Origin of the sequence: Virgibacillus xinjiangensis (assembly GCF_042643145.1) — a bacterium.
Taxonomy (GTDB): domain Bacteria; phylum Bacillota; class Bacilli; order Bacillales; family Amphibacillaceae; genus Virgibacillus_O; species Virgibacillus_O xinjiangensis.
This window is the reverse complement of record NZ_JBHRSA010000034.1, coordinates 89106-104476: the sequence shown is the minus strand read 5'-3', so window position 1 is coordinate 104476 and position 15371 is coordinate 89106. Positions and strand designations below refer to the sequence as shown.

16 protein-coding genes are annotated in these 15371 nt (G+C 44.5%); 1 reads left to right on the top strand and 15 read right to left on the bottom strand.

The genetic code is table 11. The annotated features are described in order from the left end of the window. Window positions 1–25: 25 nt before the first annotated feature. On the bottom strand, window positions 26–1687 hold the full coding sequence (locus ACFOGI_RS08485) for a DAK2 domain-containing protein (protein ID WP_390271377.1): 1662 nt from the start codon (window positions 1685–1687) through the stop codon (window positions 26–28). Window positions 1688–1840: 153 nt separating this feature from the next. Next, window positions 1841–2203 (bottom strand): Asp23/Gls24 family envelope stress response protein, encoded by a 363-nt coding sequence (locus ACFOGI_RS08480; protein WP_390271376.1) that lies wholly within the window; start codon window positions 2201–2203, stop codon window positions 1841–1843. 234 nt (window positions 2204–2437) lie between these two features. Here ACFOGI_RS08480 and rpmB point away from each other — a divergent pair, with 234 nt between their 5' ends. Continuing rightward, complete coding sequence (rpmB, locus tag ACFOGI_RS08475) at window positions 2438–2626, top strand: 50S ribosomal protein L28 (RefSeq protein WP_072886868.1); 189 nt, start codon at window positions 2438–2440, stop codon at window positions 2624–2626. Between the two features lie 124 nt (window positions 2627–2750). Here the strand turns inward: rpmB and spoVM are convergent, their stop codons facing one another. From spoVM to remA, 13 genes are all read right to left on the bottom strand, one after another. Continuing rightward, complete coding sequence (gene spoVM, locus ACFOGI_RS08470) at window positions 2751–2834, bottom strand: stage V sporulation protein SpoVM (RefSeq protein ID WP_390271527.1); 84 nt, start codon at window positions 2832–2834, stop codon at window positions 2751–2753. Window positions 2835–2865: 31 nt separating this feature from the next. Next, entirely contained in the window at window positions 2866–3522 is a 657-nt protein-coding gene (locus ACFOGI_RS08465) for a thiamine diphosphokinase (RefSeq protein WP_390271374.1), read from the bottom strand. A gap of 3 nt (window positions 3523–3525) precedes the next feature. Next, a complete protein-coding gene (rpe, locus tag ACFOGI_RS08460) occupies window positions 3526–4185 on the bottom strand; it encodes a ribulose-phosphate 3-epimerase (RefSeq protein ID WP_390271372.1) in 660 nt (219 codons plus the stop codon). 2 nt (window positions 4186–4187) lie between these two features. Further along, window positions 4188–5069, bottom strand: coding sequence for a ribosome small subunit-dependent GTPase A (gene rsgA / locus ACFOGI_RS08455; protein WP_390271525.1), 882 nt, complete (start codon window positions 5067–5069; stop codon window positions 4188–4190). Between the two features lies 1 nt (window position 5070). Next, window positions 5071–7104 (bottom strand): Stk1 family PASTA domain-containing Ser/Thr kinase, encoded by a 2034-nt coding sequence (gene pknB / locus ACFOGI_RS08450; protein WP_390271370.1) that lies wholly within the window; start codon window positions 7102–7104, stop codon window positions 5071–5073. Continuing rightward, window positions 7104–7859, bottom strand: coding sequence for a Stp1/IreP family PP2C-type Ser/Thr phosphatase (locus tag ACFOGI_RS08445; protein ID WP_390271368.1), 756 nt, complete (start codon window positions 7857–7859; stop codon window positions 7104–7106). Before ACFOGI_RS08445 ends, pknB begins: the two co-directional genes overlap by 1 nt. A 53-nt stretch (window positions 7860–7912) precedes the next feature. Then, a complete protein-coding gene (rsmB, locus tag ACFOGI_RS08440; protein WP_390271366.1) occupies window positions 7913–9262 on the bottom strand; it encodes a 16S rRNA (cytosine(967)-C(5))-methyltransferase RsmB in 1350 nt (449 codons plus the stop codon). Then, window positions 9255–10202 carry a methionyl-tRNA formyltransferase gene (gene fmt / locus ACFOGI_RS08435; RefSeq protein WP_390271364.1) on the bottom strand — a complete coding sequence of 316 codons (948 nt, stop codon included), beginning with the start codon at window positions 10200–10202 and terminating at the stop codon, window positions 9255–9257. Before fmt ends, rsmB begins: the two co-directional genes overlap by 8 nt. A 26-nt stretch (window positions 10203–10228) precedes the next feature. After that, window positions 10229–12637, bottom strand: a complete 2409-nt coding sequence (gene priA / locus ACFOGI_RS08430; protein WP_390271362.1) for a primosomal protein N' — start codon at window positions 12635–12637, stop codon at window positions 10229–10231. Next, the gene (gene coaBC, locus ACFOGI_RS08425; protein WP_390271360.1) at window positions 12634–13842 is read right to left on the bottom strand and encodes a bifunctional phosphopantothenoylcysteine decarboxylase/phosphopantothenate--cysteine ligase CoaBC; all 1209 of its coding nucleotides are present in this window, start codon (window positions 13840–13842) and stop codon (window positions 12634–12636) included. The genes priA and coaBC overlap by 4 nt, the downstream gene beginning before the upstream one ends. Window positions 13843–13975: 133 nt before the next feature. Further along, the gene (rpoZ, locus tag ACFOGI_RS08420) at window positions 13976–14173 is read right to left on the bottom strand and encodes a DNA-directed RNA polymerase subunit omega (protein ID WP_390271358.1); all 198 of its coding nucleotides are present in this window, start codon (window positions 14171–14173) and stop codon (window positions 13976–13978) included. Beyond that, window positions 14173–14790 (bottom strand): guanylate kinase, encoded by a 618-nt coding sequence (gene gmk, locus ACFOGI_RS08415; RefSeq protein WP_390271357.1) that lies wholly within the window; start codon window positions 14788–14790, stop codon window positions 14173–14175. The genes rpoZ and gmk overlap by 1 nt, the downstream gene beginning before the upstream one ends. 26 nt (window positions 14791–14816) lie before the next feature. Continuing rightward, the gene (remA, locus tag ACFOGI_RS08410) at window positions 14817–15077 is read right to left on the bottom strand and encodes an extracellular matrix/biofilm regulator RemA (RefSeq protein WP_390271354.1); all 261 of its coding nucleotides are present in this window, start codon (window positions 15075–15077) and stop codon (window positions 14817–14819) included. Window positions 15078–15371: the final 294 nt, after the last annotated feature.

Below are 15371 nucleotides of genomic sequence, written 5' to 3'. Positions count from 1 at the left end.
TAAGTATACAGACAACAACGGGATGTTATTCCACAGAGAATATATAGGAATAAATAGGCTGGCTGCCCTTATGATGTTCAACCTCTATTTCTTCATATGTTTCTTCAATATACTTTATTAATTCCTCTACTTCCCTATCTTCTGCATCCTCGCCTTGGAGGATCGTGAGGATTTCATCTTCTCCATCGATCATTTGTTCTAGCAGTGATTTAACGGTTTCCAACCTATCTTTATTGGAGGATTCTATCTTTCCATCCAGTATACCCATAAAATTCCCATTCTCAATCGTCAGCCCATCAATTTGCGTATCTCGTACAGCGTAGGTTATTTGACCTGTCTTCACCTGTTTTCCCGCTTCAGCCATCGCTTCTTTATTCTCTTTAATATCTGCTTCCGGGTGGAAAGCAAGCATAGCACTGATCCCTTGTGGAATCGTCTTAGTCGGCACAACTTCTACCTGGCACTCAGCAAGTTCAGCAGCCTGGTCTGCTGCCATCAAGATGTTCTTATTATTTGGCAGGACCAGAACTTTTTTCGCGTTCGCCTGTTGAATTGCTTCTGTAATATCCTGGGTGCTCGGATTCATGGTTTGACCGCCCTCGATCACTACTGTTGCTCCAAGACTTTCCATGAGGTTCTTCAACCCACTGCCCATGGCAACTGTAACAATCCCATATTCCGCCTTCTCCTTTGCTTTTTCTTCCTTGGAGCGCTCTCCGACAATGGCGGTGTGCTGTTCTCTCATGTTTTCTATTTTCATATTGATTAGGCTCCCGTACTTCTGACCGATTGTAAGGGCAGTACCCGGGTATTCAGCATGGATGTGCACCTTGACGACATCATCATCAGAAACAACCAGTAATGAATCGCCATGCTCACTGAGCTCATTGCGGAACTCTTCTTCACTGAAGGAGTGATCTGCTAGTTTGTCCTCTTCAAATTTGACCATGAATTCCGTACAGTAGCCGAATACTATTTCCGATGTGTCCATAAAATCCTGGGTGATTTTATGATGTTCAGCACTAACCATGTCTTCCATATCGATATCCGAGTCTACAGCTGGAAGTTCCTCCCCTTTCAATGCAGCCAAAAAGCCTTCATAAATAGTAACAAGGCCCTGACCCCCTGAATCGACGACCCCTACTTCTTTCAGAACCGGAAGCAGTTCAGGTGTCTGTTTAAGAGAAGCCTTCGCCGCACTCAGCACTTTTTCCATTAAAGCGATTACATCCTTTTCCGTTCCGGCAACTCTCGAAGCTTCTTCTGCAGCTTCTCTTGCAACCGTCAGGATCGTCCCCTCTACCGGCTTAATAACAGCCTTATACGCAGTGGTTACACCGCTCTCAAACGCTTCTGCAAGGTCTTCTGGCGTCAGTACCTCTTTCTTGCCCATCCCCTTGCTGAAGCCACGGAAAATTTGTGACAGGATGACCCCTGAATTTCCTCTTGCCCCCATCAGCAAACCTTTGGCAAAGGAGTTCGCTACTTCGGAAATATCATTGCTGTTCAATTTTTTCACTTCATTTGCTCCAGAAGTCATCGATAAATTCATATTTGTCCCCGTATCCCCATCTGGGACTGGAAAGACATTAAGTGCATCTATTTTTTCAGCATTATTTGAAAGATGATAGGCTCCAGAAAGGACCATTTGTATAAATGTACTGCCATCTAATCGTTGAACCGTCACTATGTTTCCTCCTTTGTTCACAAAAAACGTCGTCATTCTATGTTGTATGTATCTTATAGGCAGTCAGGACGGCAGCCAGATTCCCGACACACAGCAGCAAGTCTTCTTTTCTTCCGGATCAATCCTGTGCGCCGTTGAATGGACTGTCCCACGCTAGTCTTTTCCTACACGCACGCCCTGTATATATATGTTCACAGAATCAATCTCCAGGCCAAGCGACTGATTCAGTGTATACTTCACCTGTGACTGCATATTATGGGCCACTTCTGATATTTTCGTTCCATAGCTCACAATTATATACATATCTATATGGAGATGATTGTCCTCTTGACGAACTACTACCCCTTTGGAGTAGTTTTCCTTTTTGAGCATCTCGGCTATTCCATCACGGATTTGGCTCTTTGATGCCATCCCTACTATGCCATAGCACTCCACAGCAGCACCACCGGCTATGGTGGAAATCACTTCATTGGTGATGGTCACCTGACCATCATTCGTATTTAATTCAATGGACATTTTAATCCTCCTTGAACTCGACTGTTGTATAGACATATTCTACTACATGGCGTCTCATTTTAAAAGCAGAGACCAATCCCAGTAAATTTATCCCTTATTACAATGGACGATAACGGATATTCTGTCAAGCTATTTATCTTTATACTTCATCAAAAATAAATTGCAATCTGCCAACACATGTGATAAATTAAGTAAGTATCAAAAATGACACATGTAAGAGTAGGAGGGATTATCATGGCCAGAAAATGTGTTGTTACCGGTCGTAAAACCCGCAGCGGAAATCAGCGTTCCCACGCTATGAATTCCAACAAGCGCAACTGGAAAGCTAATGTGCAAAAAGTACGTATTATGGTAGACGGAAAACCAAAACGTGTTTATGTTTCTGCTCGTGCCCTGAAATCAGGTAAAGTAGAGCGCGTATAATATAAGCATTAGTCATTTCATAGAAAAAGCACCCTGTAACAGGGTGCTTTTTCTATATCCTGTAAACATATCAGGAAAAAATAAGCTTTTGCCACAAAAGTACTTGACAAAAGCCCAATCCATTTTACTTATCTTTCTTAAATGTACCGATGACAACTTTGACAAATCCACCAATAAATCTAGGGAGTTTAATCGTATAAAATTTCATGAGTGCACCCTCCTCTAATAACAAAGCAAACCTAGAAAGGAATCGTGTCACGACTCTTTACAAGTAATAATATGCCTTCATCAAAGGAAAAAGTACCATATTTTGAAATAAGCTCATTGGAGATGCACAGGGTGGATCCCCAAGAAATATCTTGCTTTGTCAAAGGGTACTTGAAACCGGACAGAGAAAGCCCATGTACTTTCCGGGAATATGGAATAAATGAAACGAGCGGAAATTCAGCCGTATTTTCCACCTGATGGTTTCCAGGGAACTTCATTTCCAGCAGGTTTGATTTATCTGCAACTACTCCTCTAGCGCCCTCTTTGATAATCGAATAAAGCAATTGGATGTTGACAAGCTCATGATCAAGTCTACCACCAGTTACGCCAAACAAATAAATGGTCTGAGGATGTAGCGCATAAGCCTGGAGCAAAGCTATCTCCAAATCAGTCTCGTCCTTATCTGAGGGATGCTCCTCAAAAACCTCTGCTGCCTTTTCAATACGTACCCTCTGTTCGAATTCTACGGAATCAAAATCACCGACTGCATAATGTAGCGGCAATTGTTGCTCCATAAGTGTTAAAGCTCCTCGATCAGCCCCTATCCAGATATCGATATGGTCGGCGAAGTTTGCCAAGTCGGCACATAGAGCCGGTGGCCCATTACCGACTATACCTACTATTGTCATCGGCTATTTCTCCTCGGCCGCTTCTCTTATTTCTCTGATCGCTTCATGTCGATTGCTGCGGTTGAAAACGGCACTGCCGGCAACCAACACATCCGCACCAGCCTGCGTACACCTTCTTGCCGTGTGAATATTCACACCTCCGTCGACCTCAATTTCAAATTCCAAATCTCTTTCCTTCCGCCATTCTGCGACTTGTTCAATTTTACGTATCGTATTCTCAATGAATGACTGCCCGCCAAAACCCGGGTTGACAGTCATAATGAGAACAAGGTCGATCTCTTCAAGTATTGGCAGCAGGGTTTCGGCTGGTGTTGCCGGATTGATCACTACTCCTGCTTTCACTCCATGGTTCTTGATTTGCTGGATGGAGCGGTGCAAATGTTTTGCAGTTTCCTGGTGTACGGTGATAATGGAAGCGCCGGCTTCAGCAAAAGAAGGAATATATTCGTCCGGATTCTCGATCATCAAATGGACATCCAAAGGCAGATCTGTTACTGGTTTGATGGCTTCCACCACCGGAAGACCTATGGTTATATTGGGAACAAAATGGCCATCCATGACATCTACATGGATGTAGTCGGCTCCTCCCTTTTCTACGTTTTTTATCTCTTCCCCAAGCTTGGAAAAATCTGCAGATAATATGGATGGTGCTATTTTTGTCATTCTTAATACCTCGGCTTTCTAGTTTGTATTTCTTCAAGGAACTGAAGGTAATGTTCATACCGGTAGGATTTTATCTCTCCCGTTTCCACCGCTTCTTTCACGGCGCATTTCGGCTCCTTGTGATGCCGGCATCCCCGGAATTTACACAGTCTCTTTCGCTCCCTCATCTCAGGGAAACAATCAGCTAGCTCTTCTTCTTCCACTTCTGCAAATTCGAGGGCACTGAATCCGGGCGTATCAGCAACCAGTCCTCCCCTGACTGTCACCAGCTCCACATGTCTTGTAGTATGTCTGCCTCTTCCCAGGCTTTTAGAGATTTCACCCGTCTCCAGTAAAAGGGATGGGTGCAGTGCATTAAGCAGGGAAGACTTCCCTACCCCTGACTGTCCAGCAAACACGGTGACTTTGTCTTGGAAATAATGATCCAAGACTGGCAGGTTTTGGCTGTCTTTGGCCGATAATAATTCCACATCATAACCGATACCCTGGTAGTCTTCTGCGTATTGACGGATTTCTTCTTTCTCTTGCTCCTTTGCAGCATCCATTTTAGTTATGAAGATAACTGGTGTAATTTCCTTATTTTCGATCAATACCAGAAACCTGTCCAGAAGCATGGAGCTGAAACCCGGAGCAACAGCAGAAGTGATAATGATGACTTGGTCGATATTAGCGATTGGCGGTCGTACCAGCTCATTTTCACGTTCTTTTATATTCATGATATAACCACCGCCGTCATCATTTTCATCAAAGGATACAAAGTCTCCGACAAGCGGGGTGACTTTTCTGTTTCGAAAGACTCCTCGTCCTCTGCACTGATAAACTTCCCCACCGGCCTGGACATAGTAGAACCCGCTTAATGCCTTGATAATTCTTCCTTCCGCCAATTCATTCACCCTCTTCATACGGTACGACTTCAGTGGTAATGACTTCATCATCCCTCATAATCATGTATTCTGCTTCTTCGTCTGGTGCAATGGTCAATTCGAACGTGAACTCTTTGTCTTCTGTAATAACTTCTTCATAAAACACTTCTGACAAGTTATTATTCATATCGTCCACGTAGATCCGAACTCTCTGTCCTTCAGGTGATTCCCCTTCGTTGTGGGTCTCGGTCTGGTTCTCATTCCCTGGCTGTAAATATTCGACCGTATAACTGACAGATTGGGTGGCAGGTGGCATTTCCTTGGGCCCAGTAGACAAATACACCTTGACAGTCGAGCCTTTTTCCAATTCGGTATTTGATTCAGGTTCTTGACGAATAACATTTCCAGCCGGGACGTTTTCCGATGCCTCGTTAATCACTTCCATTTCGAGGTTTTCACCTTCCAGATATTCTCTAGCCTGGTCTTCGTCCATGCCACGGAGGTTATTCAGTTGAATCAATTCTGGTCCAGTGCTCACTTCAAAAATGACTCGCGCCTCACTTGGCACCACTTCACTGTCCGGTGCAGGTTGTATCTGGGAAATTATTTCCCCTTCCGGCCGTTCAGAATGCTCCCCGTAGCTTCTTATATCAGTATATCCGGCATCCTGGAGAATTCGTTCCACCTGATCGTAATCCCTGCCAACATAATTATCAAATGACAATTTTTCTTTTCCCTGGCTGACATAGACGGTGATCGCTGTCCCTTCTTTAACAGTTCTTCCTGCCCTTGGATTTGTCCGTTCCACTAAATCCTCCTCTATATCATCAGAATAGACCTGTTGTTCTTCAACATTGAGATTCAATGCAGCCAACTCCTCAGCTGCTTCGGCATATTCGAGCTCGATGACATCCGGCACCGTAACATCTTTAGGTTGTGCCAGTACGTAGGTCGTTGCCCCACCTGCAACCAACAGAAGCAGGATAGAAATAAGCCATAACCAGGTTTTTTTTCCTTTTTTCTGAGGTTTCTTCCCTTTTTCTTTTTTGGGTTTGCTCTTTCCATTGGATTGGCGGTTCTCTTCTTCTGCAAAGGATTTGGTATTTCCGCCAGTATGATGGACCATCGTCTCTTGGTCAACAGTCGACTGGAGCTGATCGTCTGTGATAACAGGTATCGCCTTTGTCTCTTCCCCTACATCTTGTGGCGGACTGTATACTTCTTCATTCAGCCTTTCTGGATCGAGAGCATGGGCAACAGCATCTTCTAAGTCATAGATCGTTTCATAACGGTGGAAAGGGTCCTTTGCTGTTGCTTGCAATACGATATTTTCCACACTTTGAGGAATATCAGGGTTGTATTTTTTGACAGAAGGTGTATCGCTTTGAAGGTGTTTCAGAGCAATGGAAACAGGCGATTGACCAGAGAAGGGAAGCCTTCCTGTGAGCAGCTCATAGAATACAATTCCAATAGAGTAAATGTCCGATTTCTTCGTCGCCATTCCGCCTCTTGCCTGCTCTGGTGATAAATAATGCACAGATCCCAAGATGGAGTTCGTCTGGGTCAATGAGGTCGCGCTCAGAGCTATAGCAATGCCAAAATCAGTGACTTTCACCTGCCCATAAGCATCTATCAGGATATTCTGTGGTTTTATGTCACGATGGACAATATCATTTTCATGGGCGTGTGTTATGGCTGCTGTAATTTGATGCATGATGTCCAGAGCTTCCTGTACATCAATCGGGCCATATCGTTGTATGTATTCTTTCAATGTCATCCCATCAACGAACTCCATGACCATATATAATATATGGTCTTCTTCACCGACATCATAGATGTTCACAATATTTGGATGAGCCAGGCTTGTAGCTGCATGTGCTTCCCGATGAAACCGCGCAATGAATTCTTCATCATTTGCGTATTCTAGACGCAGGACTTTTACAGCAGCATCCCTGTCGAGTATGATGTCTCGAGCCAAATAGACATCAGCCATTCCTCCTCCGCCTATCGATTCTCTGATTTCATAGCGGTCACTCAGTAAACGTCCGTTCAGCATCATCCGTCACCTGCTTTCGATGCGTTATCATGATGGAGTATGATCAATGATATATTATCTTCCCCACCTCGGTCGTTTGCGACGTTGATCAGCCGTTCGCCGATATCCGTCAAATCATCTCTGGATAGGAAAGAATCCGCTATTTCTTCATCCATTACCTTGTCTGTAAGCCCATCCGTACATAGAAAGTAGATGCTGCCTGATTCAAGACTGAGTGTCTTGATATCTGCAGAGACATCCGATTCCGTTCCTAAAGCCTTCAATACAACATTCTTTCTCGGATGATGCTGTGCCTCTTCCTTAGAAATTTGTCCCGATTGGACGAGAGCATTTACCAGTGAATGATCTTCTGTTACCTGTTTGAAAGTTCCGTCTTGGATTCGGTAACATCGGCTGTCCCCGATATGGGCGATAGTTACGAAATCGTCGACAAAGATGGTTATCACGATCGTCGTACCCATACCCTGACACTCTTTATTTTCCTGTGACTTGGTAAAGATCGCCTGGTTAATTTCCTCTACCGCCTGTGCAACCCATTCTTCCGTCTGGTCGGGCTTTGTAAATAAACTGCTTTCAGCCCATTTCTTCTCCAACAAGGATGTAGCCATTCGGCTTGCTACATCCCCGGCCTTGTGTCCTCCCATCCCATCAGCTATAACTGCAAGACACTGGCCTGCAGCATTATGGAATATTCCTCCTGCATCCTCATTGTGGCTTCTCACCCGGCCGGTATTTGTCAGGAATGTACCTTTCATCCTATCCCCCCTATATAACAGCTGATCCTCTTCGGAAAATCAGCCTGCATTGGTTAGCTTATACGTCTTAATCTGGACAGGAAAAATCCGTCTGTCTGAAAGGAGTGCGGAAATAATTGGAGTCCGTATTCCGTTATCCCTGCGGTCTCCTTGATAGGGTCAGGAATCTCTTCAAAAAAAGCGTCATCCACTTGAAAATCAGGATGGTTTTCAAGAAATTTCTGTACCAATTGTTCATTTTCATCCAAATCAACGGTGCATGTGCTGTATACAAGAAGACCGTCCTTTTTGAGCAGAGGAGCCACATGTTCCAGGATGTCATATTGGATTTGCGAAAGGCGCTCGATATCAGTCTCCTGCTTATCATACTTAATTTCCGGCTTGCCCCTGATGACTCCAAGGCCAGAACATGGGGCATCAACAAGAATCCTGTCAAAGCTTTCTTCGGGATGTTGTTCACGAAGCTTCCTCGCATCCCCTGAATTGGCATCAATAATGGAGAGCTGTAGTCCAGCTGCTTTTTCATCAATCAGTCTTACCTTTTTCTTATGCAAATCATACGCATGAATGGTTCCTTCATTTTCCATTTTTTCGGCAATGTGAGTGGCTTTTCCCCCCGGTGCACTACAGGCGTCGAGCACCTGCATTCCCGGTTCCGGCCGAAGCATTTCCGCCACCAACATGGAGCTTTGGTCCTGGATGGTCAAGTAGCCATCTCTATATAGATCGGTCTTCAGCACATTTCCTTGCTCGACAATTATACCCTGACTTGAGAATTCGGAAGGTCTTACAATGAGCCCTTCTTGTTCCAATCTCTCAACTGCTTCGTTCCGTGATATTCTCATAGGCTGCACTCTAACAGAATGCACTTTTTTTGCAAGGTTTGATTCTGACATTTCTTTGGCGGTGTTAAAACCGTAAAAGGAGATCCACCTGTTTACCAACCACTCGGGGTGACTCGTTTCAACAGCCAGTCGCTTTATATCATCCTTTATAGCTGTAGTGTCAGGTGCCCCTTTTCGCTGGAGACTGCGGAGCACACCATTTACAAAGGAAGCGATTCCTTTATTTCCACGTTGTTTGGCTATTTCAACTGCCTCATGGATAATGGCATGATCAGGAATCTTATCCAGAAACACCATTTGGTAGACACTCATCCTCAACAGCATTCTTACCCATTGATCCAGCTTCTTCCGGGGATTGATAAAACTTTCCAGATAATAATCCAGCGTGTACTTGCGTTGAATCGTTCCGTATACTATCTCTGTCAAAAGCCCTTCATCTCTAGGATCTATCTTACCTGACTTCAATGCATGATCGATTATCAGATGACTGAAACCCTTGTCTTTTTCTATTCTCATCAGTACATCGAGTATGGTTTTCCTCAGTTGATAGTCACTCATATGATTCTCCTAATATGATGCCTGTTTGAATTCTGTCCGAAGAACCAAGCAGGTAATTTTTTACCGGCATCCGTTTCTTGCCTGCCGGTTGGATTTCCGTGATCTTTATACCTTTTCCGTTCCCGGTGACGGCCGTGAAGGAATCTTCCGCCAAGTGGATGATTTCACCCGGTCTACCTTCGTATAGGCTATCATCTCTTTCTCCCCACCAAATCTTCATGTTGCTTCCTTGATAGGTAGTAGATGCTACAGGCCATGGACGGAGCCCGCGTATCTGGTTATAGATCTCATGGTTTGACCGGGTCCAGTCAATCCTTTCCTGTTCTCGTTTTATATTGGGGGCGAAGGTTGCTTTGGTATCATCCTGTTCAATGGATGTCAATTTGCCGCTGAACAGCCTTGGCAGCGTTTCGCTCAGTAATTCGGCACCAGCTTCTGCAAGTTTATCATGCAATGTGCCGACATCATCCGATTCCTCTATTTTCACTTTCGTCTGTGTGAGGATATCACCAGCGTCAAGTTTTTCTGCCATATACATAATGGTAATGCCTGTCTCTTCTTTCCCCTGCATTATGGCATAATGAATCGGTGCTCCGCCACGCAGCTCTGGTAACAGGGATGCATGTACATTTACACAGCCATATTCCGGACCATCGAGCAATTCTTTCGGCAATATTTGGCCGTAAGCGGCAGTGACAATCAAATCTGGCTGGTATGAAAGGATCTCTTCATACTCCTTCCTTACTTTCTCCGGTTGATATGTTGGAATGCCATGTCTTTCTGCTTCCATCTTTACAGGAGGCGGTGTCAATTTTCTTTTTCTCCCTTTCGGTCTGTCCGGCTGTGTAACAACAAGCACTACTTCGTATTCAGAGGCAATAAGTTTCTGGAGGACAGGCACGGAAAAATCCGGGGTGCCCATGAAGACAATTCGTTTCATCATATACCTTCTTTCTGTGTATCGTGCTACATTAAATGGTATGGCTGCATATCAATAGTGATCAGCAGGTCATCTTTCTTTATATTATCTGAATAGTAATCCAATATTTTTTCCATATAGTCACGTAAATGCGGTTCATTTTTGTATTTTACCATGCATTGGTAACGATATCTATCTTTGATCCTAGGAATGGCAGAAGGCGTCGGTCCCAATACAATGGTTTCTGGTTTTACTGCTTTCATCAGCATCTGAGCAATGTTCTGTGTTGCCTGTACTGCTTTCACCTGATTTTTATGGGAGACGGTAAGCAGGGCGAGGAACATATACGGAGGATACTGGAATGTTCGGCGGACACTCATTTCCTTCATAAAGAAATCCTGGTAATTATAGGTGGATGCTAGTTCTATGCTGTAATGATCGGGTGTGTAGGTTTGTACGATCACTTCACCTGCTAATTCATGCCTCCCTGCCCTGCCGCTTACTTGGGTGAGAAGCTGAAAAGTTTTCTCAGCTGAACGGAAATCAGGCAAATGCAGCATAGAATCAGCTGTTAATACACCAACAAGTGTCACATTTTCAAAATCAAGCCCCTTAGCAATCATTTGCGTGCCCAGCAGGATATCTGCTTCTTTATTGGCAAACTTCGTCAGCAACTTTTCATGGGCACCCTTCCGCCTGGTTGTGTCGACATCCATCCGTATAATGGAGGCTTCGGGCATCAACTGTGTAAGAGCTTCCTCCACTTTTTGTGTACCTGTGCCGAAATAACGGATTAAATCACTCTTGCATTCAGGACAGTTATCAGGCATGATCTCTTCATAAGAACAATAATGGCACTTCAGCCTACGGGTATTTTTATGGAAAGTAAGGGCGATATCACAATGAGGGCACTCCTTTACATGGCCACAATCCCGGCACATCACAAAGGTGGAATAACCTCTTCGGTTCAACATCAATACAACTTGTTCTCCCCTACCGATGCGTTGGTCCATCTTATCTTTTAGTTTGCGGGAAAACATCGTCCGGTTGCCTGCATGAAGTTCTTCCCTCATATCGACGATATCCACTTCAGGCATCGCCTGTTCATTGGTCCGCTTCTCAAGTGTCAACAGATGGTAAACCCCTTTTTTTGCCCTTGCATAGGACTCCAGAGTGGGGGTGGCACTTCCAAGGATTACCGGACAATGGTGGGTCTTTCCTCGTTGTATGGCTACATCCCGCGCATGATATCGGGGCTGGTCTTCTTGTTTATAAGTTGTTTCGTGCTCTTCATCTATAATAATGATCCCTAAGTTCTCAAAAGGAGCGAAGACAGCAGAGCGCGCCCCTACGACGACCTGTACTTCCTTTCGATGGATGCGCCGCCATTCGTCGTATTTTTCACCGGCTGACAAGGCGCTATGCATGACAGCAACATTCGACCCAAATCTTCCCTTGAAACGTTTCACCATCTGGGGCGTCAATGAAATTTCCGGTACTAGAACGATCGCTTCTTCCCCCCTATCCAATACATTCTGGATAGCCTGTAAATAGATTTCTGTTTTGCCACTGCCCGTGACACCGTGTAGGAGAAACACTTCATGTTCCTTATCTGAGATTTTCTTATTGATTGGCTCAATGGCAGTTGCCTGCTCCATTGTCAATTCCAGTGGGGTGGTCTGAGGGAAGGAGCCATCTTCATAAGGATTTCTGTAGGTCTCCATTCTGTATGTTTCCAGTAGTCCTTTTCCCTCCAAATTTTTCAATGTGCTTCCAGTGGTGCCTATCTTGTGAAGCAGGAGCTGCTTCTCTATCGGATCAGGAAATTCAATAAAGTACTGGAGAAGCTGTTTTTGTTTTTTCGCATTTCTTGGTAAATCTTGATGAGCTTCTTCCAAAAGGTAGGCTTCCTTGCCAGGGCGAACCATTGTCACAAATTTTTTCGTTTCTTTGGATTTGACCAAATACTCCATCGAAATATCTCCGTCCTGTACAGCTTTCTGTATAGTCCGATACGCAACAATAGACTCTTCTATCTCCTCATAAGGAATAACATGACGGCCAGCAAACAGGTTTTCGAGCTGTTGATCCAATTCTCCGTCGGTCAACCTTACCAATTCTTTTTTGTACTGAGCCTTAAGCACTTGAGGAAGCATCGCTTGGAGAGCAGTAATATAGAAGCTTATTGTACCTTTGGCCAGCCATTCACCTAATTGAATCAATTCAGAGGTGAGCACAGGTGTCAAATCAAGAACATCACCAATGTCTTTCACCTTGTCAAAAGATGTTTCTTCCGCCTCTCCCACAACGAACCCCATCACTTTCCTCGGTCCGAATGGAACGACCACCCGCATGCCGACCCGCAGAACACCGGCAAATTTTTCCGGCACACGATAATCAAATGTCTGATTGATATTACTGGCAGGCACATCTACAATCACTTTTGCTATATTCAACCTTCTTCATCCTTCATATCACGATCAATAAACCTCAGTATTTCTCCCGCAACCACGTGTTTGCTCGCCAAGGAGACCTCATGCTGCTGATTGAACTTGTTTAGATAAGTGACAATATTGGTCGCCCCTCCGAAGCCGGCTCCCTCAGATGACACATTGTTTATCACTATTGCATCCAAGTTTTTACTGGTCAACTTCTTCCTCCCATATTCGAGGGGATTGGATGTTTCCGCTGCAAACCCGACCAGGTATTGACCATTCTTCATTTCTCCGAGGGACTTGAGTATATCTTTTGTCCGAACCATCTCGATCGTGAGACCTTCCTCTTGTTTCTTCATTTTGTCCTTATATACCTGCTTGGGGCGATAATCGGCAACAGCAGCAGCTTTGATGACAATATCACTAGACGGAAAATGCTCATGCATGACATGGAACATTTCTTCTGCCGTAATTACATCCACCTGTTTAATGGCATCGTTTGTTAGCTTCAATTCAGTCGGCCCTGTAACTAAGGTCACCTCGGCTCCGAGATTCGCCGCCTCTTCCGCTAGTGCGTACCCCATCCTACCAGAGGATCTGTTTGTAAAGAATCTCACTGGATCGACATCTTCCCTGGTCGGTCCAGCGGAGATCAACACCTTCTTTCCAAGTAACAAAAGGTCCCTGGACTGATGCTGTTCTATTGTATGTATGATCTGCTCCGGTTCTTCCAGCCTTCCCTTTCCTACCCAACCGCATGCCAGATATCCGGCACCTGGCTCAATGAAGTGATAACCCCATTCCTCCAACTGCTTCATGTTCCGTACAACAGCCGGATGGGCATACATATTAACATTCATTGCTGGAGCAATATAAACATCTGCCTTTGATGCAAGCAATGTCGTGGCTAGCATCCCATCCGCAATTCCCCCAGCAATTTTCCCGATAATATTTGCCGTTGCTGGAGCTAGCAGGATGATATCCGCCCAATCTGCTACATCGACATGAGCAATCTTTTCCGGGTCTTTTTCATCAAATGTGTCTATGTAAACAGGGTTCCTAGTTAATGCCTGAAATGTCAGGGGAGCAACGAATTCTCGGGAATTTTCCGTCATCATCACTCTGACATCAGCTCCCTTTTGAGTCAGCTTACTGGCCAATGCGCAAGCTTTGTAGGCAGCAATTCCTCCGGAGACCCCTAACAGTATGTTTTTACCTTCCATCATGGTTATACACCTCTCCCATTGAATAGACCATCACCGTGATCACACTAAAAATTCTTGCACTTATTATACCAATCTTCCACCCTTGAAATAAATAAAAACCCCCGCAGCCAGCCGGCGGGGGATCAAACACACTTTATTTTTCGGCAGTAGTCAGTTTTTCTTCGATGATTTCTTCCAAAGCCATACCGACAAACTTATGGGACTTCGGATTCTCTACCAGTGTTTTCTTCGTTTCACTGATTTGTCTAGCACGTTTGGCAGACAGAGTGACGAGTGTATATTTGGAATTGATTTTTTCCTGCAGTGAATCGATGGATGGTTCCAACATCATTATAACTCAGCCTCCAATAACTTTTTATACTGTTTAGCGATACGTTCCCGCTTCAAGTGTTCGCTTTGAATGATTGCCTGTACTTTCTCCACGGCATGGTCGACGTTGTCATTGACTACGACGTAATCATACGCATCCATTAATTCAATTTCTTTCCGTGCTTCCTTCAGGCGGTTCAGAACCAGTTCACTTGATTCCGTTCCCCGGTTGATAATCCGGTTCTTCAGTTCTTCCAGACTCGGAGGGAACAAGAAGATAAACACACCCTCGGGGAAATTTTCTTTTACCTGCAATGCTCCCTGTACTTCGATTTCCAGGAATACATCTTTGCCGGCTTCCAAGGTTTCTTCAACGTATGCCCGTGGCGTGCCATAATAATTATTTACATACTGAGCGTATTCCAACAGCTGATTGTTTTTAATCAGTTCCTGGAATTCCTCTTGAGTTTTATAGAAATAGTCGATCCCGTCGGTCTCCCCCGGCCGTTTTTCCCTTGTCGTCATGGATATCGAATATTTCAGATCCGGGTCTCTTTCGAACAGTGCTTTTCTGACGGTTCCCTTCCCGACTCCTGATGGGCCGGATAAAATAAACAGAATGCCTTTTTCTTCTATCAAAATGGTTCCTCCTAGTTCATCAGTTGCTATTCATCAGCCATCTCTTCGTGGGTAAGGACCCTTTGTCCCACTGTCTCCGGCTGTACGGCTGAGAGGACGATATGATCGCTGTCCGTAATGATCACTGCTCTAGTTCTTCTACCGTAAGTGGCGTCGACTAGTTTATTATTATCCCTTGCAATGGTAATGATCCGCTTAATCGGTGCTGATTCTGGAGACACTATGGATATGATCCTGTTTGCGGAAACCACATTTCCAAAACCGATATTTATTAGACGTAAACTCAATCGTTTTCCCCCTCTGTTACTTCTCTGTTGCTGCTGCTCTGCTGCAATGTATGTCTCTGATACTTCATTATAAGGAATAATACTACAAAAACTCAAGTATAAGCCTGACCTTTGCTGTGATTTCTTCCTAATTCTCCGTTTCTCTTATATATGCTCCAATTCTATGTATTTAGCATGAAAAGGTGGAACGGAGAAACCATTCCCGCTCGTCTGAATATCATTATACCCTTGTATCCCTTCTATTATAACGGTAAACAGACAAAAATGAAAACCCATGCCTGTAATTTTTCCATT